This is a genomic window from Lwoffella lincolnii (genome assembly GCF_037201985.1).
Lineage (GTDB): Bacteria > Pseudomonadota > Gammaproteobacteria > Pseudomonadales > Moraxellaceae > Psychrobacter > Psychrobacter lincolnii.
Genome location: NZ_CP147511.1, coordinates 1,096,283 through 1,116,824 on the forward strand (window position 1 = coordinate 1,096,283; position 20,542 = coordinate 1,116,824).

15 protein-coding genes are annotated in these 20,542 nt (G+C 43.2%); 6 read left to right on the top strand and 9 right to left on the bottom strand.

Translation table 11 applies throughout. From position 1 onward, the window contains the following. Positions 1 to 17: 17 nt before the first annotated feature. On the top strand, positions 18 to 755 hold the full coding sequence (locus tag WDM69_RS05105) for a TerD family protein (RefSeq protein WP_158077851.1): 738 nt from the start codon (positions 18 to 20) through the stop codon (positions 753 to 755). Positions 756 to 869: 114 nt separating this feature from the next. Here the strand turns inward: WDM69_RS05105 and WDM69_RS05110 are convergent, their stop codons facing one another. The 6 genes from WDM69_RS05110 to aceE form a co-directional block, all read right to left on the bottom strand. Beyond that, on the bottom strand, positions 870 to 1,598 hold the full coding sequence (locus tag WDM69_RS05110) for an amino acid ABC transporter ATP-binding protein (protein ID WP_338755882.1): 729 nt from the start codon (positions 1,596 to 1,598) through the stop codon (positions 870 to 872). Positions 1,599 to 1,730: 132 nt separating this feature from the next. After that, positions 1,731 to 2,396, bottom strand: a complete 666-nt coding sequence (locus tag WDM69_RS05115; protein ID WP_078306658.1) for an ABC transporter permease subunit — start codon at positions 2,394 to 2,396, stop codon at positions 1,731 to 1,733. Continuing rightward, positions 2,389 to 3,138, bottom strand: coding sequence for an amino acid ABC transporter permease (locus tag WDM69_RS05120; RefSeq protein ID WP_338755883.1), 750 nt, complete (start codon positions 3,136 to 3,138; stop codon positions 2,389 to 2,391). The genes WDM69_RS05115 and WDM69_RS05120 overlap by 8 nt, the downstream gene beginning before the upstream one ends. Positions 3,139 to 3,220: 82 nt before the next feature. Next, positions 3,221 to 4,189: a glutamate/aspartate ABC transporter substrate-binding protein gene (locus WDM69_RS05125; RefSeq protein WP_338755046.1), complete on the bottom strand. Its 969-nt coding sequence runs from the start codon at positions 4,187 to 4,189 to the stop codon at positions 3,221 to 3,223. Positions 4,190 to 4,448: 259 nt separating this feature from the next. Next, on the bottom strand, positions 4,449 to 6,554 hold the full coding sequence (locus tag WDM69_RS05130) for a 2-oxo acid dehydrogenase subunit E2 (RefSeq protein ID WP_338755047.1): 2,106 nt from the start codon (positions 6,552 to 6,554) through the stop codon (positions 4,449 to 4,451). Positions 6,555 to 6,647: 93 nt separating this feature from the next. Next, positions 6,648 to 9,395, bottom strand: coding sequence for a pyruvate dehydrogenase (acetyl-transferring), homodimeric type (aceE, locus tag WDM69_RS05135; RefSeq protein WP_338755048.1), 2,748 nt, complete (start codon positions 9,393 to 9,395; stop codon positions 6,648 to 6,650). A 421-nt stretch (positions 9,396 to 9,816) separates the two neighbouring features. Here aceE and WDM69_RS05140 point away from each other — a divergent pair, with 421 nt between their 5' ends. From WDM69_RS05140 to WDM69_RS05160, 5 genes are all read left to right on the top strand, one after another. After that, positions 9,817 to 9,981 carry a rubredoxin gene (locus tag WDM69_RS05140; RefSeq protein ID WP_078306663.1) on the top strand — a complete coding sequence of 55 codons (165 nt, stop codon included), beginning with the start codon at positions 9,817 to 9,819 and terminating at the stop codon, positions 9,979 to 9,981. A gap of 121 nt (positions 9,982 to 10,102) precedes the next feature. After that, complete coding sequence (locus WDM69_RS05145; RefSeq protein ID WP_338755049.1) at positions 10,103 to 11,170, top strand: alpha/beta hydrolase; 1,068 nt, start codon at positions 10,103 to 10,105, stop codon at positions 11,168 to 11,170. Positions 11,171 to 11,207: 37 nt separating this feature from the next. Next, on the top strand, positions 11,208 to 12,503 hold the full coding sequence (gene purD / locus WDM69_RS05150; RefSeq protein ID WP_338755884.1) for a phosphoribosylamine--glycine ligase: 1,296 nt from the start codon (positions 11,208 to 11,210) through the stop codon (positions 12,501 to 12,503). Between the two features lie 213 nt (positions 12,504 to 12,716). Beyond that, on the top strand, positions 12,717 to 13,235 hold the full coding sequence (pal, locus tag WDM69_RS05155; protein ID WP_422393256.1) for a peptidoglycan-associated lipoprotein Pal: 519 nt from the start codon (positions 12,717 to 12,719) through the stop codon (positions 13,233 to 13,235). 547 nt (positions 13,236 to 13,782) lie between these two features. Beyond that, positions 13,783 to 14,154, top strand: coding sequence for a hypothetical protein (locus WDM69_RS05160; protein ID WP_338755050.1), 372 nt, complete (start codon positions 13,783 to 13,785; stop codon positions 14,152 to 14,154). Positions 14,155 to 14,158: 4 nt separating this feature from the next. Here WDM69_RS05160 and WDM69_RS05165 read toward each other — a convergent pair whose 3' ends face one another. The 3 genes from WDM69_RS05165 to sohB all read right to left on the bottom strand — a co-directional run bounded on the left by WDM69_RS05165 (position 14,159) and on the right by sohB (position 20,496). Next, positions 14,159 to 15,160 carry a ribonuclease HII gene (locus WDM69_RS05165; RefSeq protein ID WP_338755051.1) on the bottom strand — a complete coding sequence of 334 codons (1,002 nt, stop codon included), beginning with the start codon at positions 15,158 to 15,160 and terminating at the stop codon, positions 14,159 to 14,161. After that, a complete protein-coding gene (gene hrpA / locus WDM69_RS05170; protein ID WP_338755052.1) occupies positions 15,157 to 19,434 on the bottom strand; it encodes an ATP-dependent RNA helicase HrpA in 4,278 nt (1,425 codons plus the stop codon). The genes WDM69_RS05165 and hrpA overlap by 4 nt, the downstream gene beginning before the upstream one ends. Before the next feature lie 84 nt (positions 19,435 to 19,518). Then, positions 19,519 to 20,496, bottom strand: coding sequence for a protease SohB (gene sohB / locus WDM69_RS05175; protein WP_078306669.1), 978 nt, complete (start codon positions 20,494 to 20,496; stop codon positions 19,519 to 19,521). Between the last annotated feature and the right edge of the window lie 46 nt (positions 20,497 to 20,542).

Below are 20,542 nucleotides of genomic sequence, written 5' to 3' on the forward strand. Positions count from 1 at the left end.
ATTCGATGAGAATGTCAATGATGCGTCAACCCAATTTAAATGTCTTTAGTAAATCCTTACAAAATGACGACCCAAAGGGTCATGTTTTAAAAGACGATATTTGCTTAAGCAATGCACAATATGCTTTGCCGATTTATTTTACTTTAGATTATCAACGCACCTTTGTTAACAAATCTGGACTGATTCATCAAATAAAAAAAACCAGCGTGCCGTTAGACATCGACTTGCATGCGTTTTTGTATGATGATGCAGGCCAACTGGTCGAGATGGTGTGGTATAAAAACTTACGTGACATCTCACAGAATATTCGCCATCACGGTGATGAACGACTGGGTAAAAAAAAGCCCATCAGCACCGATTCTACGTTACAAACAGACGCTACTCAGCAAACAGATGAGCTGGAATCGATTGAGATGCGATTACAACACTTACCAACCCATATTCGCCACATCACTTTGACCGCCAGCACCTTCAACCATGCCCCCCTAAATGCCGTCAGTGAAGGCAGTATTCATTTACAAGACAGCATGGGGAGTACCCTGCAGCACATTGACCTAACTGCCCTACCCCATGATTCCCACACCTTATGGGTAGCGACTTTGTCTCGTCATGGTTTTGACTGGCGGTTAAAATTACACCATACTCATATCAACAATGGCGACAACCCACTGTCTGAGATGATGGCGAAGCTGCCAAAAAATCACGATGCAAAAAATTTGGCGACATTACTCGGACAATGGTTGTTTAAAACATGATGGCTGTTTAAAACATGATGGCTAACATGACGTGGTTAATTAAGGGTTAAATCTGTCCGTTTGTCATGGGGTATTGTCAATAAATACTGATAAAAAATTGAATGGCTTGGCAGTTTAATGACTTAGAATTTTACCCAAAAACGCTTGGGCTCTTTCTGATTTGGCATTTTGAAAGAATTCGTCTTTACTACAATTTTCCACAATATGCCCTTGGTCCATAAAGATGATGCGACTTGCCACTTGACGAGCGAATCCCATTTCGTGCGTTACACACATCATAGTCATGCCTTCGTTGGCCAAATCCACCATCACCTCTAACACTTCTTGAATCATTTCAGGGTCAAGTGCGGATGTGGGTTCATCAAACAGCATGGCAATCGGATCCATTGATAAAGCACGAGCGATGGCCACTCGCTGCTGTTGACCGCCAGAAAGCTCAGCGGGGAACTTTTTGGCGTGTGTTGCCAAACCCACACGGTCCAAATAATTCATGGCTTTTTTGGTGGACTCATCAGCGTTACGCCCCAGTACTTTTTGTTGAGCAAGGGTTAGGTTATCGATGATGGATAAATGAGGGAACAGCTCAAAATGCTGAAACACCATGCCAACTTGGCTACGCAGTTTGGGCAAATTGGTCCGTTTATCGCCGACGCTGATGTCATTGATGGTGATTTTACCTTTTTGAAAAGGCTCAAGTCCGTTCACGGTTTTGATGAGGGTTGATTTTCCTGAGCCAGAAGGACCACAAACCACGGTAACATCGCCTTTATGCACATGTGCGACACAGTCCGTCAATACCTGAAAATCGCCGTACCATTTGCTGACTTCATCAATTTTAATCATGATGTCATCAGATTTATGACCACTGTCAGTGACCAAGCCGCCAAATTCGTTAATATAAGATTTGTCATCGAGTTGGGTTATGATTGCCATCATTTGTCCTTATTGGCCTTATTGCCTTTTGTGTCATACATGTCATACACGCAGATTTTTTTGAAGTCTTGCCACGCCCTTAGACGCAATCAAACTGATGATAAAATACACCGCCCCTGCACTTAAGATATAAAATTCAAGCAGTCCCATAAGCTCGCCACGCACATAGGCGGCACGAAACAAATCCACCAAACCCACCGCAAAAACCAAAGTGGTGTCTTGAAAAAGAATGATGGATTGTTGGAGTACCAGTGGCAACATTTTACGAAACGCTTGTGGCAAAATGACCAAACGCATGGTCTGTGAATAAGTCATGCCAAGTGCTTTTGCTGCATTGACTTGCCCTTTGCCAATGGACTGAATCCCAGCACGCACAATCTCAGCAAAATAAGCCGCCTCGAACATGACAAAAGCGATGACACAGCTCATAAATTTGGCATCAATCGTGAGATATTTGCCAGTTATCATGGTATAAATCATGGGAACAGCAAAATAAAACCAAAGCAACACCAACAGTAGCGGTACTGAGCGAAAATAATTGACATAAAGCTTGGCAGGCAATGCCAAAATGATTTTCCCCGACAGACGCATCAAAGCAAGCAGCGTACCGAGTAATAACCCACCTAAAACAGAAAAAAACAGCACCTTAAAGGTAATTGACAATCCTGATAACAAAATTGGGGCAGCGGTTTGAATGTCATTAAACATGCTGTTCCCCACTGATTTGACCTTTGATGCGTAACTTATTTTCAAGCAAAGTCATGCCATAAATTAAGGTTAAATTAAACAACAAATAAATGATTGTAGCATAAGTGTAAATTTCAAAACTGTTTTGGGTGTATTCGCTGATGGTTTTGGTTTGGCTGATAAGCTCGGTAACACCAACCAAAGACGCAATGGAGGCGTTTTTAAAACAATTGGTCAGCTCAGAGCTTAGCGGTGGTAAGATGGCACGAAAGGCTTGGGGCAAAATCACATGGCGATACGCTTGTGCTGTGTTAAAACCCAAGGCTGCCGCTGCATTCGCCTGACCTTTTGGCAGTGATTGAATGCCTGTTCGTACCTGCTCAATGATGCGAGCGGCAGTGAATAGCCCAAGACCGATGGCCGCTGACATGGCTGCCGATGTGTTTGGATCAAGTGATTGATACCAAAAGGTGCGAAACCCTTCGGTTAGCAGATTTGGCATCACATAAAACCAAAAGAACAGCTGAACCAATAAAGGAATGTTGCGAAAAAAATCCACATAAATCTTGGCAATGCTCTGTGTCTTGCGATTGGGCAGGGTACGCATGATTCCAAGTATCGTCCCTATCACCATGGCAATCAGCCAAGCTGTACCACCAATAATGAGCAGCCATTTAAAACCGATGACCAACCAATGCCAATACAGTTCATTGCCAATGCCTGTGGACTGCCAAAGTACGCCCCAATTCCATTGATAATTCAAAGTCATTCCCTTTATCAAATATCACACATAACAACAATCGCAACAGCCAACCAGCCCCATCATCTTTGCTGGGGCATCAATCCTATTGAGTTTGTTTTGGTTGGTCGGTTGGATTTGCCAAAAGATTTTTTAAGCTATCAGACATGGTGAATGCCATGTTGATGTTTTTTGGTGGGATTGGTTGCATGAACCATTTATCATAAATGCCGTTAATCTCACCTGACGCATAGACGGCTTTTAGGGTATCATCTACAACCGCTTTAAACTCACCATCGCCCTTACGAACCATACAACCATAAATCTCAAAAGATTGTGGTTCACCGACGATATGCCATTTATCGGGGTTTTTAGATTTGGCTTTTTCGCCTGCCAACAGCACATCGTCCATCATAAAGGCTTGGGCTCGGCCATTTTCAAGCATCAAGAATGATTCGCCATGGTCTTTGGCTGAGATGATGTTGATGTTTAATTGTTTGTCATCATTAAATTGGCGGATATAGCGTTCAGAAGTTGTGCCAGCAGTGGTGACCAAAGTCTTACCAGCAAGGTCATCAAACCCATTGATGCCCGAATCGGTTGCGGTCAACAGACGGGTGCCAATTTCAAAAAACCCTACTGAAAAATCAACTTGCTGGGCACGCTCTTCGTTGTTGGTGGTTGACCCACATTCTAAATCAACCGTGCCATTTTGTACCAAAGGAATGCGTGTTTGAGAAGTGACAAGATTGTAGCGTACTTTTAAATCAGGCATTTGTAGCTTTTCTTTTAACGCTTCCACAACCTTTAATTGTAGGTCATGAGCATAACCAACAGGCTGATTTGGGTCATCTGCAATATAAGAAAACGGAATGGATGAATCTCGGTGTGCAAGAACAATGGTGCCTGATTGTTTGATTTTATCCAAAGTCCCCTGAGACACACTGTCAGCAGACACATCAGTGGATGCGGCGGCATCGGCTGGGGCAGTTTGATTGGCTGGTTTGTTACACGCACTCAAGCCAATGATGGTAGCAACCGCCAAGCCAAAAGAGATGGGTTTTGATTGAAGCATATAAATTCCTTTTAACAATTTAACAATCCTTTAAATCATTTAATAAATGATATTGTTACAATATTGAAAAAAAGAATAAAATGCAAGTGCTTATTTTAAATTTTTATCAGACAGATTTTTATAAGATTTTTATAAAACCGCTTAGGGAGATGTATCCCCAAGCAAATATTGCCATCAGTCATATTACCATTCATTTGTCATCAATGATAAAAAAAGCAGTCCAAAGACTGCTTTTTGTGTAGATAATGACTTATGTGGATTATAACAAGATTTTACGAGGGTCTGCCAACAGCTGTGCCACATAACGGGTAAAGACAGCGGCATCTGCCCCATTGATGACACGGTGGTCATATGACAAAGACAGTGGCAACATCAGTCTTGGTTCAAAGTTTTGCTTACTTGCATTCCATCTGGGTTGCATGTTTGCTTCAGACACACCCAAGATTGCCACTTGTGGCCAAGTAACCAGTGGGGTGAATGCCGTACCACCTAAGTTACCTTGTGAAGAAATGGTAAAGCTTGCCCCTGTGATGTCTTTTGGGGTGAGCTTTTTATCACGGGCTTTACCAGCCAATTCGCCAATTTCAACCGCCAACTCTTTGATGCCTTTATCTTGGGCATTTTTGATGACTGGCACAACCAAGCCGTCTTCTGTGGCAACAGCAATGCCCATATTGATTGATTTACGCACCAACAGTTCAGTGTTGTCATCGCTGAGATGGCTGTTAAACTTAGGATGCTGTTGCAAGGCGTATGTGGTGGCTTTGACGATGAATGCCAAAATGGTTAAACCAATGCCTTGTTTTTTAAAGTCTGCTTTTAGCTCACCACGGAAGCTTTCGGTGTCAGTGATGTCTGCTAAGTCAAACTGAGTCACTTGGGGAATGTGGTTGTTGTGGTTAAGCTGTGGAATGGACACTTTCTGCAATCGGCTTAATGGCTGACGCTCTATTTCACCCCATAGCTCGACTTTTGACATGTCAGGAAGTTTTGGTAATGACACGGCAGGGGTGGTGGTTACATTCGCTTGTGCATTGCTGGTCATATTGCCAGTATTTTGCATGGCAGATTTGACAAAGGCAAACAAATCTTCTTTGATGATGCGGTTATTAACAGCACTGCCTTTGACTTGAGTGATGTCCACACCCAACTGACGTGCCAATTTACGCACCGCAGGACCTGCATACACATCGGTTGCTTTGGCATTCACTTGGGATTCGGTCAGTTTTGCTGTGTTCACTTGTGGAGATGTTTGAGCAACAGAAGTCTGTGTTTTTGCTGGTTGTCCTTGTTGTCCTTGTTGTCCTTGTTGAACGCTCGGTTTGCCTTGCTCAGTTTGCTGACTTGGCTTGTTGGCATTGGTACTTTGAGAAGCTGAAGCTGAAGATTGTGAGCTTTGGCTGGCAATGACAATAAAATCTTGGCCATTACTGACTGTATCGCCTGCATTAACCAACAGTTTGATAACTTTACCTGACACAGGGGCTGGCACTTCCACCGAAGCTTTATCCGACTCAACCAACAAAATTGACTGTTCAGCAGTCACTTCATCACCGACATTAACCATAATTTCAGCCACTTGAGCTTCTTCTACGCCCAAATCTGGTAAAGCGTGGGTTTGCTCTGCTGGCTGAGTGTTGTTCTCTGGCACGGCGGTTTTTTGGGTCTGGTCGTTGGTGTCAGTTGGCTGATTGTCTGATGTGTTTTTAGGCTGTTCATCAGCAGTTGGGGCAAGGCTTGGTTGTTGGGCAGAAGATTGGGCAGAAGAGGACGATAGCACGATAAAATCTTGACCATTTTTGACCGTATCACCTGCTGATACCAAGATTTTTTCTATCACGCCATTGGTTGGGGCGGGCACTTCTACCGATGCTTTGTCTGATTCAACCAAAATTAACGGTTGTTCTGCACTGACCGTGTCCCCAACATTGACCATGATTTCAGCCACTTGAGCTTCATCGACACCTAAGTCTGGCAAGGCATGGGTAACTGACTCACCAGCTCTTTGAACAGATTGAGCATCGCCGTGTTCATCACTGTTTTGCTGACCACTGGCATCGGCACTCACAGGGTTCTGGGTTGAATCTTGTGTTTGAGTTGCGTTTTGTGTTATCTCTTGTGCTTGTTCAGATTCAGTGCCTTCAGATTCAACGTCTAACAGCACCACGCCTTCGCTGACCGTATCACCAACAGAGACCATGATGCTTTTAACCTTACCTGCAATGGTGCTTGGCACTTCCACAGAGGCTTTGTCAGACTCCAACAGAACGATGTTGTCATCGACAGCAATCACATCGCCAATATTGACATAAATTTCACTGACCTCAGCACTGTCTACGCCTAAATCTGGGGTTTTGATTTCCATTGTTTCACCTACTTTTTATTTGTCATAAGAATGATTCTAAATAACAGACCTTGGACGTTTGCCAAGGTCGTGCCTCAATTTTATTAGATGGCTTTATTCATCTTCTTCTTTCAGTTCTGGCACTGGATTTGGGTTGATGACTTCAGGTGCTGGTGCATCAGGAAAATGGTCATAATGCGGTTGTGGTTGCCACGCAGGGGGATGGTCAACATCAATATTGAACTTATTGATGGCATTTTGTACCACGTCTAAGCTGATTTCACCTCTGTCTGCCAATGATTTTAAGGTGGCGACCACCACATGCTCGGCGTCCACATGGAAGAATCGACGCAACTGCTGACGACTGTCTGAGCGACCATAACCATCAGTACCCAATGTGGCATAACTGACTTCTTTGGGAAGCCATGCTCTGATTTGCTCTGAATAGTTGCGTATGTGGTCAGTCGATGCGACAATCACGCCTTCATAACCTTTAAATTGCTCTTCTATCCAAGAGACTTTAGGAGCTTTGGCAGGGTGCAAACGATTATAATCATCGCATGCCATGCCATCTCGAGTCAATTCATTAAAGCTGGTTACGCTCCACACATGAGAGGTGATGTTATGGTCATCTTTTAAGATTTTTGCCGCTTTTTGTACCTCTCTTAAGATGACACCAGAGCCAAGTAACTGCACTTGAGGCGTTGCACCATCACTGTTGTCTTCTAATAAATACATGCCACGCTTGATGCCTTCTTCCACACCTTCTGGCATGGCAGGTTGCTCATAATTTTCATTCATCAAGGTGATGTAATAATACACACGCTCACCTTCGCCGTACATACGACGTAAGCCATCATGAACGATGACTGCCAGCTCATAGCCATAACAAGGGTCATAAGACACACAGTTAGGCACAGTACCAAATAAAATATGTGAATGACCGTCTTGATGTTGCAACCCCTCACCATTTAGTGTGGTGCGTCCTGCGGTCGCTCCCAATAAAAATCCTTGTGCTTGGCAATCACCTGCCGCCCAAGCCAAATCACCAACACGCTGAAACCCAAACATGGAGTAGTAGATGTACATGGGTATCATCGGCAAAGCATTGATGGAATAACTACTTGCCAATGCAATCCAAGCACTCATCGCTCCTGCTTCGTTAATGCCTTCTTCTAGCATGTGTCCATCTTTGGCTTCTTTATAGCCCATTAATGCTTCGCTGTCTTCTGGTGTGTAGGTTTGACCTGATGCTGAATAAATGCCCAGTTGTCTGAACATGCCTTCTAAGCCAAAAGTACGAGCTTCATCTGGCACAATGGGGACAACACGGTCTTGAATGTCTTTATTGCGAAGCATGGCAGACAATAAGCGCACAAACACCATGGTGGTGGATTGCTCTTTGCCATTGCTGCCTTGTAATACTTTATCAAAGATGGACAGCTCAGGAATTTGTAAAGGGATATGACCACTGCGACGATTAGGCAGATGCCCTCCCAAAGCTTCACGGCGACCTTTTAGATATTTTATCTCCGCAGAATCCTCTTCTGGTCGATAAAATGGCAACGCCGTCAGTTGCTCGTCTGTGAACGGTAAGTTAAAGCGATCTCTAAAATACACCAAAGACTCTGGATCTAATTTTTTGATTTGGTGGGTTTTATTGACTGATTGTGCTTGCTCAGACAGACCATAGCCTTTAACGGTTTTTACCAAGATGACAGTTGGTTGTCCTTTGGTTTTCATGGCTTCGCTAAACGCAGCATACACTTTAACAGGGTCATGACCACCACGGTTGAGTTTGGCGATGTCTTCATCAGTCAGTGAATTGGCCATTTCTTTGAGCTCAGGGTATTTACCAAAGAACTGCTCACGCACAAACTTTTGGTCACGAGCTTCATACAGCTGATATTCACCATCGACCACTTCCATCATGCGATGTTTTAATGCCCCACTGTCATCTTTGGCTAATAGTGGGTCCCAGTTGCCACCCCATATTACTTTGATGACCCGCCAGCCTGCCCCACGGAACACTGATTCAAGCTCTTGAATGATTTTGCCATTACCACGCACAGGCCCATCAAGGCGTTGTAAATTACAGTTAATCACCCAAATCAAGTTATCTAACTTCTCACGCCCAGCCAAAGAGATTGCCCCTAGGCTTTCTGGCTCATCGGTCTCACCATCGCCTAAGAATGACCAAATCTTACGGTCTTGATTTTCTAACAACCCACGGTTAATCAAATACTTTTGCACATGAGCATTATAAATGGACATGATAGGACCTAAGCCCATCGATACAGTTGGAAACTGCCAATAATCTGGCATCAAATAAGGGTGTGGATAGCTTGATAATCCCTTACCACCCACTTCACGGCGGAAATTTTCTAACTGCTCTTCAGATAAGCGACCTTCTAAGAATGAACGAGCATAAATCCCAGGGGCGGAGTGTCCTTGATAATAAATCATGTCCCCGCCAAAATGGTCATTAGCAGCTCTAAAGAAGTGATTAAACCCTGTTTCATATAAAGTGGCACTGGATGCAAATGTCGCTAAATGACCACCCAAATCATCATCATTTTGGTTGGCACGCATCACCATCGCCAAAGCATTATAACGAATTAACGCCCGAATTTTACGCTCCATATGTAAATCACCAGGATAAGCAGGCTCATCTTCGGCTGGTATGCTGTTAATATAAGCGGTATCAAGACGGTTAAATGGCAGTCCTTCTTGTACTGCTTTATCATATAAGGCTTTTAATAAAAATTGGGCTCTTTCTTTATCAGCATGTTTGATGACAGAATCAAACGCATTCAACCACTCTTGGGTTTCGTTGCTGTCTGTATCATTATAATAGTTCATCGACGTGTCCTTTTGGTTGGGTGAATTGAAGTTAATTTTTAGTGACTGTTTGGTTATTATAGGACAGTTTGAGCAATAAGGATATAGATTGATATGAATAATGGCATGTTTGTTATTTATTTAATAAATACAAAGATTTTACAATGTGAGTAAATTGTTAAAATTGTTAAATGTGAATAAATTTTTTTAAATCCAAGCAACCGAGTCTGACTGTTGAGTGTTTGGCTTGTTTTGATGATTGGGATTATGGTGGTGGGTTGTGGCGGTAATTGTGGACAGTAATTGTGGATAGCCACACAGATTTAAGGCATAATGTCTGTTTTTAACAAACTTGTTTTAACAAACTTGCCACCAGCAAACTTGCCATCAAGCTTAACACCATGCTCTAAAAGTTAAAAAATCTCAAGGTTAAGGAATATGAATGAAACGCTATGAATGTATCGTCTGCGGCTGGATATATGATGAAGCATTGGGTTGCCCAGAAGAAGGCATCGAACCGGGAACAAAATGGGAAGACATTCCCGATGACTGGAGCTGTCCTGAATGTGGCGTGGGTAAGATGGATTTTCAAATGCTGGAAATTTAAAACGCCTGCAAGGCCAACGCTTGATTTATCACCATTCTAACAACACGGTAAACACGCTTTAAATGACCGTTAAATTTAAATGAACTTTAAATATGACACGCCCATTTAGCCAAGAGTATTTATGACATCAGCCAATTTTGTGCCTGCCAGTCAGTGGCAACAGCAACCTTATGATGACGCAACTTATGATGACGCAAAAGGTAATGATGCAAAAAGCGATGACGCAAAAGCCATTGAATGGACAATCTCTGATTTGACCCAAGGCATGTATCATGCGTTTATCCAAATCTCACCAGAGATTACCTTGAGTGTGGAAGCAGGTGGCAATCCCAATCACCCACCAGTATTGTTAATCATGGGCTTGGGGTCACAAATGCTGTTCTGGCCAGATGCCTTAATCAAGCAATTGGTGGCAGCTGGCTTTTTTGTGATTCGCTTTGATAACCGTGATATTGGTCTATCAAGTAAAATCATCAATCCATCTTTACCTAATTTGTCTTCTTTTAACCGTTTAGAGATGATGCTTAGGTTGCAGGTGGGCTTAAAAAATCGTCATTCTGTCGCCTACAGGTTACAAGACATGGCAGACGACACCGCAGGCTTGCTAAATCGACTAAGGCAAATTTTTGGTTTTAAGCAGTTTCATGTGCTTGGGGCATCTATGGGGGGTATGATTGCCCAAATTTTGGCGGCTAATTATCCCAATCATATCGACAGATTGCTTTTGCTGTTCACCTCGACCAATGCTCGTCTGTTGCCACCACCAAAACTCAAACAGTTAAATGCCTTGTTTACCAAGCCAGACAACACCTCTTTACAGGCTTCTGTGGCTCATGGGGTGTGGTTCATGCACATGGTTGGTTCGCCTGGATTCATAGATGATGAACCAGTCAAACGCCTCATCACCAAAAAACACCTGCGTAATGTTCACCAGCTTGGCATCATTCAACAATTACAGGCGATATTGGCAACAGGTGATATCCGTGCCTATAGTCAACAAATTCAGGCAAAAACCTTGGTATTGCATGGTGATAAAGACGGGCTATTGCCATGGCATCATGGACGCAACGTAGCGAACCATATCCCCAATGCTGATTTTAAACTCATTAAAGGGTTGGGGCATGATTTGGCAGGATATTTTATCCCTTATTTAAGCCACATCATCAGTCAATATTTGCATCAAAAATAACACGTCTTTTTAACACGTCTTTTTAAAGGAGAACATGATGAAAATTATGATACTTGGCTCAGGTGGGCGTGAACATGCCCTGGCATGGCAATGTGCCAAAGACGAAGCCGTCAAACAAGTGTTGGTTGCTCCGGGCAATGCAGGCACTGCCAACGAACCCAAATGCCAAAATATTCATTTGAACATCAGCGACCATACTGCTGTCATTGATTATTGTCAACGCCATGACGTGGACATGGTGATAGTGGGTCCTGAAGCCCCTTTGGTGGCAGGCATTGTCGATGATTGTCGTCAAGCAGGCATTCACATATGGGGCCCTAGTGCTTATTGTGCCCAGCTTGAAGGCTCAAAAACCTTTGCCAAAGCATTCATGCAACAGCATGGCATTCCGACTGCCAGCTACCAAAGCTTTACCAATGCCGATGATGCCAAAGCCCATGTGAACCAATTAACCACCCCCATCGTCATCAAAGCAGATGGATTGGCGGCAGGCAAAGGGGTGATTATTGCAGACAACATGGCTGATGCTCACACTGCCATTGATGACATGTTGTCAGACAACAAGTTCGGCAGTGCAGGCAGTCGAGTGGTCATTGAAGAGTTTTTAACAGGAGAAGAAGCCAGCTTTATTTGTATGATTGATGGCGACAACATCTTACCAATGGCAACCAGTCAAGACCATAAACGGGTGGGGCTGGCAGACACTGGACTTAATACAGGTGGCATGGGCGCCTATTCCCCTGCCCCTGTGGTAACCGATGATGTGCATCATAAAGTCATCAACCACATCATCAAACCTGTGGTTGCTGGCATGAAAGACGCTGGGCATCCTTATACAGGATTTTTATACGCTGGGTTGATGATAGATAACGCAGGTAACCCAAAGGTCATTGAATTTAACTGTCGATTTGGTGACCCAGAAACACAACCCATCATGATGCGATTGCAGTCATCACTGCCCAAACTTGTGGCACAAGGATTACAAGGACAACTGCCATTAATCGCTGATTGGGATAACCGAGCTGCATTGGGCATTGTGTTGGCATCTAAAGGCTATCCAGAATCATCATCTCAAGGCGACATCATCACAGGATTAACGCAACTTGAAGGCAAGTTTGCTGATGACAAGTTTGCTGATGTCAAAGTGTTTCATGCAGGGACAGCCATGGACAATGGACAACTGGTTACCAATGGCGGTAGGGTATTGTGTGTAACCGCTTTATCTGACAGCATTACCACCGCCCAGCAAACAGCTCTTGATACCATCAAACGCATCACATTTGATGGCATGCACTACCGACATGACATTGGGCATCGAGCCATTCATCGTTAAGCCCATAAACAACCAAATAAGCAAAAAATGCTTGTTATTATGGATAAACTTTGCGATTATTAGCAAAATTGCTTAAGTTTTACATTTAAGCAAACTTTGTTTACCAATAGGTAGCATGATGCTGACAAATCTGTCAAAGTCGGCATTTGGGTTTTTTAATATGCCAATGTGGCTTCTTTATCATCAATTCTTTATCATCAATAAGGTTTTATTATGATGCGTACTTCTTATCAATTTTTAACCGCTTTAGTGGTTGCAAGCACGGTGGTATTGTCTGGTTGTTCTACCAAGCCTAACAAATCTGCAGTATTGGTTGCCCCGCTTGGTGTTCCAAGTGGAGCAGATGTTGGCTATATGGGTGGTGAACTGGTTTCTAATAGCACCGCTGTTACCACCACGGCTGATAACCTACAAACAGTGGTGTATTTTGGCTTTGACCAAAGTATCATCACAACAGAATCTGCCAACGTACTTGACCAACATGCCAACTTACTGTCTAACAACCCAAATGCCAGTGTGCTGGTTGCAGGGCATACTGATGAGCGTGGTAGCCGTGAGTACAACATGGCATTAGGCGAACGTCGTGCCCAAGCAGTGCGTGATTACTTAACATCTCAAGGCGTAAACCCTGCCAACATTCAAGTGGTCAGCTATGGTGAAGAACAACCCATCGCCACTGGCAGTACTGAAGCTGACCATGCCCAAAACCGCCGTGCTGAGTTATCGTACTAATTTTTAGCATGACAATTTTTAATGTTGCAAATGGTTAAAAATTTAATGTTGCAAATGGTTAAAAAAGCCCATCGATGATTTTAAACCACATCCCAAAAGTGAGACAACCTTTGGGGTGTTTTTAATGAATAAAAAAGTCTTATTGTTAAATAAATATCTATTGTTGAGTAAAACATAGATAATCACTGATTTCACTTAACTTTTAACTTTTTTTACTCAACAAGCAGGTGGTCAAAAAGTAAATGGTCAAAAAATGGATTATGATGACATGCTCACATTGGATATTAAACAAACGTTGGCAGGGATTAGTCGCATGATAAAAAAATGTCTTATCTACTTTTTTATCACGTTAATCCTAAACTTTGTGCTATTTGGTTTACTCAATGGGTTTTCTCTAAGGGTGTTTTTCATGTCATTGATTATGTCGTTGATTGGTAGTGTGTCATACGTCATAATACTTGATTATTTGAGAATTTAGATGAGTTTTAGTATCCATCATTAATGGCAACCATTATTAATGACAAATGTTCAATTTTGAAGTGCGTCTATGTCTCATATTTACCTAATCATTTCTGATGATGACATCTTTAAAATTACCCAAGAAAGATTTTTAAAGTTTCATCATATGAATGACCATCAATCTAAGAAGTATGGTTATTATCGATATGACGAAAGTCTTTGTCAGACAAGACAAGATGATGTGTATTGCATTCATCATCAGTTAATTGAACTGCTAGACAATTACAGCAAACAGTCTAAACAATTATTTTTTGCAAGATTTCTTCTGCTCCATAAAAACAATGAACATGACATGTTTCATTTTTCCTTAGAAAAAATTGACAAACATGATTATTTTAAACTAAAAATTTTAGACAATCATTCACCCCTTAAATTAAACACCCTCTATCAAATGCCTTAGGGATTTAATGGGACTTACGATACGAGCAAATGGGAGCGAAGCTACGCCGATGCTCTGGTAGTATGCCATGCTCAGCAATCGCAAGCAGGTGGGCTTGGGTTGGATAACCTTTATGTTTGTCAATCAAATACTGAGGATAACGCTTGGCTAAGACCAGCATCTGCTTATCTCGACTGACTTTGGCTAAGATGCTGGCAGCAGCGATGCTACTATGCAACATATCACCTTTGATAATGGCTTGCGGACATAGCTGACTGACTGACCAATCATAAGTCTGTATCAGTGGTTGCCATAAGTGATGGTGGTCTGCCATCATTAATGATGGTAAGCGATTGCCATCAACCAATGGCTTGATTTGTAGTCGCTTTATGATGCTTTTGTCGCCAACGCCACCACCATCACCATATCCATAGACATCATAGACACCAGCACTGATTTGCTTAAGCATCGTATCACTTGCCAACTGCATTGCTAATAATGATGCTTGCAAAACATTAATGCCATCTATCACCACTGCTGGCACATCAACCAGCACATACCCAATGGCGGTGTCTTGTATGGCTTGAGCATATTGCTCACGACGTTTGGCAGTCAATTTTTTTGAGTCGTTAAGCCCTGCCAATGGACTGCTCTTAAAGTTAATGTCATCAGATAATTGAACAAACGTACCCGATAATATGGTTGGCAACAGCACCGCTGACACCATGACTCCACCAAGCAATGGGCCTCTACCTGCTTCATCAATGCCAATGCTCAACGTGTGTGTGTTTGGCATATTCGGGCTTTTACCATCAATAAAACTGGATTTTGGGCTGTTAAGCTCCTTTTGTAGTCTGTTTGGATAAAGATAACCTGTGATGCTGATTTGGTCAGTTTCATACTCAGATGCGACATGAGTGATGCTGTTCACCATATCAGCCGTGTACAAACCATATATGGCATTGACCTGCTCAAAGGTTAGGTGTTCATCTGTGATTAAAGGGCCTAGAACCACTTGCTTGTTCAATATGGCGACTCCCACAGTTTTTTAAGCCGTTTGCCAGACACTGGCGTGTGGGTTTTCATCGGTTGGGCAAACAGCTGAATGCGGTATTCTTCCACCAACCAACGGTACTCGCTAATGGCAGGGTCATCGGCTCGCCCTGCCAGTCGCTCCATATGTTCATCTAACGCATACACCGCATCGACATCGCCCTCTAAATTATGTGGCAAGCGTTCTAGCCGAATTTCCAAGGCTTCAAGGTATCTGGGGTATTGTTGCCACCTGTCATACGCCATGCGATAGACAAAATCAGCCAAATGCAAGTCATCTAGCTGGTCTTCGATGTCATCTATCGACTCAGCAAACACATCACGGTCTAGCATCAACAAGGTTTGGCGAATGCGTTGCCAACGAGTATAGACTTCTTTTAACAGTTTTAACACCGTTTGTCCCATTGGCAAAAAGGCATTGAGTACCGCTTTTTTGCTTTGTTCATATTGAGCTTGGGTCAATGGCAAATGACTTGCCAGCTGATACAGTCTGTCATCAATGGATTGTGGCAAGACATCATCATGAATAAATTTGGCGACTTGTGTCTGAGACATGCCATCTGATGCACCGCCTGATGCACCACTTAGGCACGCATCTAAAGTGGCATCAATGACGATATTTTTTAGCTTATCAAGCTCACCCAATGGGGCAAACGCCAGCTTAAACGACTTGTCAATCTGACTGGTGAGCTGTTTTTGTTTTGCCCCCAAATTCCTTTTGATTAAGGTCAATACCCCTTGACGGTGGGCATGTAACGCAACATTTAAATCAGTGAATTGATGAATGGACACCGCCATGCCAGCATCATCACTCACTAAGGCAGAAAACTCTTTCATCACCACGCCTGCACGGTGACGGATAATGGCAAATTTAAAATGCTCAGGAAAGTCATCATGTCGCCCTGCCTGCTCATGCACCGCTTGGCTGGTTTCGCTGGCATGGCGAATTTGTAGGGTTTGTAAGTCTCGCCCTTTTTCGATTAGGCGGTTTTTGTCATCGACCACACAGATTTGTGGTTGCAAATATCGGTCTACTTTGCTGGAATCAAAGTCTTTTGGGGTGACTGCGATGCCACGACTGTTCAGGGCTTGACATAGCTGGTTTAGCAAACCTTGCTGATGATTATGCTCCAGTTCATCATACAATTCATCAGCAGTATCAGGAATGGGAACAATTTGACGACGAATCTCTTTAGGCAAAGATTTTAATAACTGCAACACCAATTCATATCGCCACCCTGCAATGCCCCACAAAAGCTCAACAGCATCTAATTGTGGTAAGGCAGCCAATGGCACACGAATGCTCACACCGTCATCATCACTGGCAGGGTCAAACACATAAGTTAAGGGCAATCTTAACTCCCCCAACTGCCAATTCTCAGGAAAATCGCCTGTGGTTGGTGCGGTTTGGGTCAGAACATCATCATCAGTAAAAAACAAAAACTGGCTGTCTTTGGCTTCAATTTCTGCCCGCCAGTCTTCAAATGTCTTACGACTGGCAACATGTTGTGGGATTTTACGGTCATAAAATTGATACAACGCTTCTTCATCAACCAACAAATCTTTGCGTCTAAGCTTGTCTTCAATGCGAGCAACATCGGCAATCTTATCCATATTATGCTGTAAAAAAGGGGGATTCCGACCATAATCACCAGTGACCAACCCATCTCGAATAAAAATTTCACGAGATTCGGTCAGATTGACCTGTTCATAATTGGTGAGCTGTTTGCCCACAATAATCAAACCAAACAAGCTGATTTGAGCATAAGCTTGCACCTTGCCTGTTTTTTTTGACCAATGTGGTTCATAGTAATGATATTTTAGCAACTCACCTGCTGTTGAAAGTATCCATTCAGGCTCAATCTTGCCAAGGGTTCGCATATAGACTTGCGATGTCTCCACCACTTCAAACGCCATCACCCAGGGCGGATTTTGCTTATACAACACACTGGCAGGAAAAATACGAGTTTTTTGTTGCCTTGCTGCCAAATACTCACCACGAGTATCCGTCTTATGGGCAATAAAGCTTAATAGGCCTGTCAATAACGCACGATGCAAATTGGCATAATGTAAGGCTCTTGGGTTATCTTTATCATTCGTTTTGTCATTGGCTTTATGATTGGTTTTGTCATTGGCCCTGACCTTGACAGGATTGTCTTGGGTCTGTTGGGTTAATAAAGCCATGATATCAGTACCGTCATCATGGCTGTGGTCAGTTTTACCATGAGGATTGTTTAACAGACGCAAATCTGCCACCATCTGTGTCAATTGGCCATGGGTTTTTTTCCATTCTCTGAGCCTTGGAAAGCTTAAATAATGCTTTTTGGCAAACTTTTTGATTTCATTATTAGACAAGCCGTTATCATCATTGGCAAATATCGCCTGCCAAAGTTTCAGATAAAATAAAAAGTCCGAATCTTCCACTCGGAACAGGGCATGTTTTTGGTCGGCTTGGGTGCGTTTATCCGATGGGCGTTCTTTTGGGTCTTGCACTGCCAACGCTGACACGATGATGAGCATTTGGGGAAGGCAATCAAACTCTGCCCCTGCCACCAACATGCGGGCAAGTCTGGGGTCAATGGGCATGCGTGCCATTTTTTTACCAATGTCAGTCAGTTGAATGTCATCAAGCGTCTGCTGACGCTTGGATTGATGACGGCTGTTTTTATTGGCAATGGTTTTGATTGCTCCAAGTTCATCAAGCAGTTTTCGCCCATCATTGACCAAGCGACCATCTGGCGGTTCAATAAAATCAAAGTCATCTACCGACCCAAGCCGTAAATTTGCCATCTGTAGCATCACAGATGCCAAATTGGTTCGCAAAATCTCAGGGTCAGTAAACACAGGACGAGATTCAAAGTCTTCTTGAGCATACAAACGAATGCACACACCAGGGGCAACACGCCCACAACGACCTTTTCGCTGATTGGCGGCCGCTTGGCTAATTGCTTCAATGGGCAGTCTTTGTATGCGTGAACGATGTGAATAGCGAGAAATGCGTGCAAATCCTAAATCAATCACATAACGGATACCTGGCACGGTTAAGGCAGTCTCTGCCACGTTGGTGGCGATGACGATGCGTCTGCCCCCTGATGGGTTAAAAATGCGTTGCTGCTCACGATAACTTTGCCGTGCATATAAAGGCAATACTTGCGTGTGCTTAGGTCCATGTGTCTGTAGCACCTCTTGCAAATCACGAATTTCAGCTTCTGTCGCTGCAAAAATTAAAATATCCGCTTGGTCAGCATGTCCTTTATCATGGGCATCAGCAAAACATTCTTCCACTGCCGCCACCACCGCACGGGGCAGATTGTCTTCAAATTCATCAAAAGCATCATCATCACTGCCATGCACAGGCTCATCAGTCAGTGGGCGATACCGAACTTCCACAGGATAACTGCGACCTTCAACCTGATAAACAGGGGCAGGTGTTAACCGCTTAGTTTTAGGGTCATACTGACTAAAATACTGGCTAAACCGCTGGGTATCTAACGTCGCTGATGTGATGATGACCTTTAAATCAGGGCGTTTGGGTAACAGGTTTTTAAGATATCCCATGATAAAATCAATATTTAGACTGCGTTCGTGGGCTTCATCAATGATGATGGTGTCATAACGAGTCAAAAAACGGTCATGCGACAGCTCCGCCAACAAAATGCCATCAGTCATCAGCTTAATCAATGACTTGGGCGAGCCTGTCTCATTAAAACGAATCTTAAAGCTCACTGACTGACCCAATGGCTCACCAAGTTCATCAGCAATGCGATTAGCGACACTACGAGCTGCCAACCGTCTTGGCTGAGTATGTCCGATTTGTCCTGTCAGCCCACGCCCAGCAAGCAAAGCAATCTTAGGCAGTTGGGTGGTTTTACCACTGCCTGTCTCCCCTGCCACGATGATGACCTGATGTTTTTGAATGGCATTAACCAACACATCAGCAGAGTGACTCACGGGCAAATCATCGTTCAGTGTGATGATTGGCACGCTGTTTTTCCTTGCTTGTACTGCCTCATGTGATTTGCTGATTTTATCAACAAGTTTGGCTGGCAAATCGTCAAGAGTTAAAGGTGAGCCATCAAAAGTTAAATCAGCTTGATTGGCTTGAGCTGATTTTCCCTGCTTTTTACCTTGCTCAAAGTTGCCTTGCTCAAAGACAAGTTGCGAGGCGGCTTGACGCACCTGTTGCTCTAAAAAATGGCGATCTTTGGCAAGGACTGGGGGAAGAAGTGTTAACACAGAAATAGGCATTGACGTTCTTATGGTATGACCTTGTGATATGTGGCTTAATATGGCTCACATGCTGTTAAAACTCACTTTTTTAAAACCAACTGGTTAAAACCAACTGCGTTTGCCATTGTTTAGCTGAGTGATGACTTGTGGTAATTTATCGCTTACCATGTCAATTAAGCAACTGGCAGACTGCTCTGCCATGGCAGCAAAGCCAAGTTTTTGGGCAAGCGTTGGTTTTGTCTGCGAATGCAAGACATAGACTTCTTGCGTTTGCATTTTTTCTAACAGATAAGCATCAGATGTTTTAAGCTCATCAACCAAGCCCAAATTTAGGGCATCCTCACCATACCAATGCTCACCTGTCGCCACAGCATCTAAGTCAAGTTTGGGACGGTAGGTGGTTACAAAGTGTTTAAATAATTGATGGGTTTGCTCAATTTCTTGTTGAAATTTAGCACGGTCTTTATCATCATTTTCACCAAATATTGTGACGGTGCGTTTGTAGTCGCCAGCGGTGAACATTTCATATTCAATGTCATGATTTTTTAATACCTTATTAAAGTTAGGAAGCTGAGCCACCACACCAATCGAGCCAATAACAGCAAAGGGGGCGGCATAGATTTTATCTGCCACACACGCCATCATATAGCCCCCACTGGCTGCCACCTTATCCACACAAATGGTTAAATGTAAGTTGGCATCTTTGATGCGTACCAACTGAGCCGCTGCCAAGCCATAACCATTCACCAGCCCACCAGAGGACTCCAAACGCACCACCACTTCATCACCTTGCTCAGCACAACTTAAAATGGTGCTAATCTCTTCACGCAAATGTTTGACCGCTGATGCTTTGATATCACCATCAAAATCAATGACATAGACGCTTTTTTTGCCTTTATTTTTGCCTTTTAGGTTATCTTTTAGTGCCTTTTTGGCTTGTTTGGCCAGGCTTTTTTTGAGCTGTTTTAGCCCATTTTTGTCGTTTTTGGCTGCCAACAGCTGTTCACGACGTTTTTGCTGTTTTTGGTTTAGGTGAATGACTTTAAGCTCAATGGGGGTTTTATCCGAATGAAATAACATATTTAATTTCCGTCAATTTTCTATTTTTTTAATAACGTTACTTTTT

What these genes read in the sequence shown, in the direction of transcription:
- WDM69_RS05110 (WP_338755882.1), bottom strand. Translation starts at nt 1,598, where the DNA reads ATGATTAAAATTGATGAAGTCAGCAAATGGTACGGCGATTTTCAGGTA.
- WDM69_RS05105 (WP_158077851.1), top strand. Translation starts at nt 18, where the DNA reads ATGATGCGTCAACCCAATTTAAATGTCTTTAGTAAATCCTTACAAAAT.
- purD (WP_338755884.1), top strand. Translation starts at nt 11,208, where the DNA reads ATGAAAATTATGATACTTGGCTCAGGTGGGCGTGAACATGCCCTGGCA.
- WDM69_RS05130 (WP_338755047.1), bottom strand. Translation starts at nt 6,554, where the DNA reads ATGGAAATCAAAACCCCAGATTTAGGCGTAGACAGTGCTGAGGTCAGT.
- pal (WP_422393256.1), top strand. Translation starts at nt 12,717, where the DNA reads ATGATGCGTACTTCTTATCAATTTTTAACCGCTTTAGTGGTTGCAAGC.
- sohB (WP_078306669.1), bottom strand. Translation starts at nt 20,496, where the DNA reads ATGTTATTTCATTCGGATAAAACCCCCATTGAGCTTAAAGTCATTCAC.
- WDM69_RS05140 (WP_078306663.1), top strand. Translation starts at nt 9,817, where the DNA reads ATGAAACGCTATGAATGTATCGTCTGCGGCTGGATATATGATGAAGCA.
- hrpA (WP_338755052.1), bottom strand. Translation starts at nt 19,434, where the DNA reads ATGCCTATTTCTGTGTTAACACTTCTTCCCCCAGTCCTTGCCAAAGAT.
- WDM69_RS05160 (WP_338755050.1), top strand. Translation starts at nt 13,783, where the DNA reads ATGTCTCATATTTACCTAATCATTTCTGATGATGACATCTTTAAAATT.
- WDM69_RS05125 (WP_338755046.1), bottom strand. Translation starts at nt 4,189, where the DNA reads ATGCTTCAATCAAAACCCATCTCTTTTGGCTTGGCGGTTGCTACCATC.
- WDM69_RS05115 (WP_078306658.1), bottom strand. Translation starts at nt 2,396, where the DNA reads ATGTTTAATGACATTCAAACCGCTGCCCCAATTTTGTTATCAGGATTG.
- aceE (WP_338755048.1), bottom strand. Translation starts at nt 9,395, where the DNA reads ATGAACTATTATAATGATACAGACAGCAACGAAACCCAAGAGTGGTTG.
- WDM69_RS05145 (WP_338755049.1), top strand. Translation starts at nt 10,103, where the DNA reads ATGACATCAGCCAATTTTGTGCCTGCCAGTCAGTGGCAACAGCAACCT.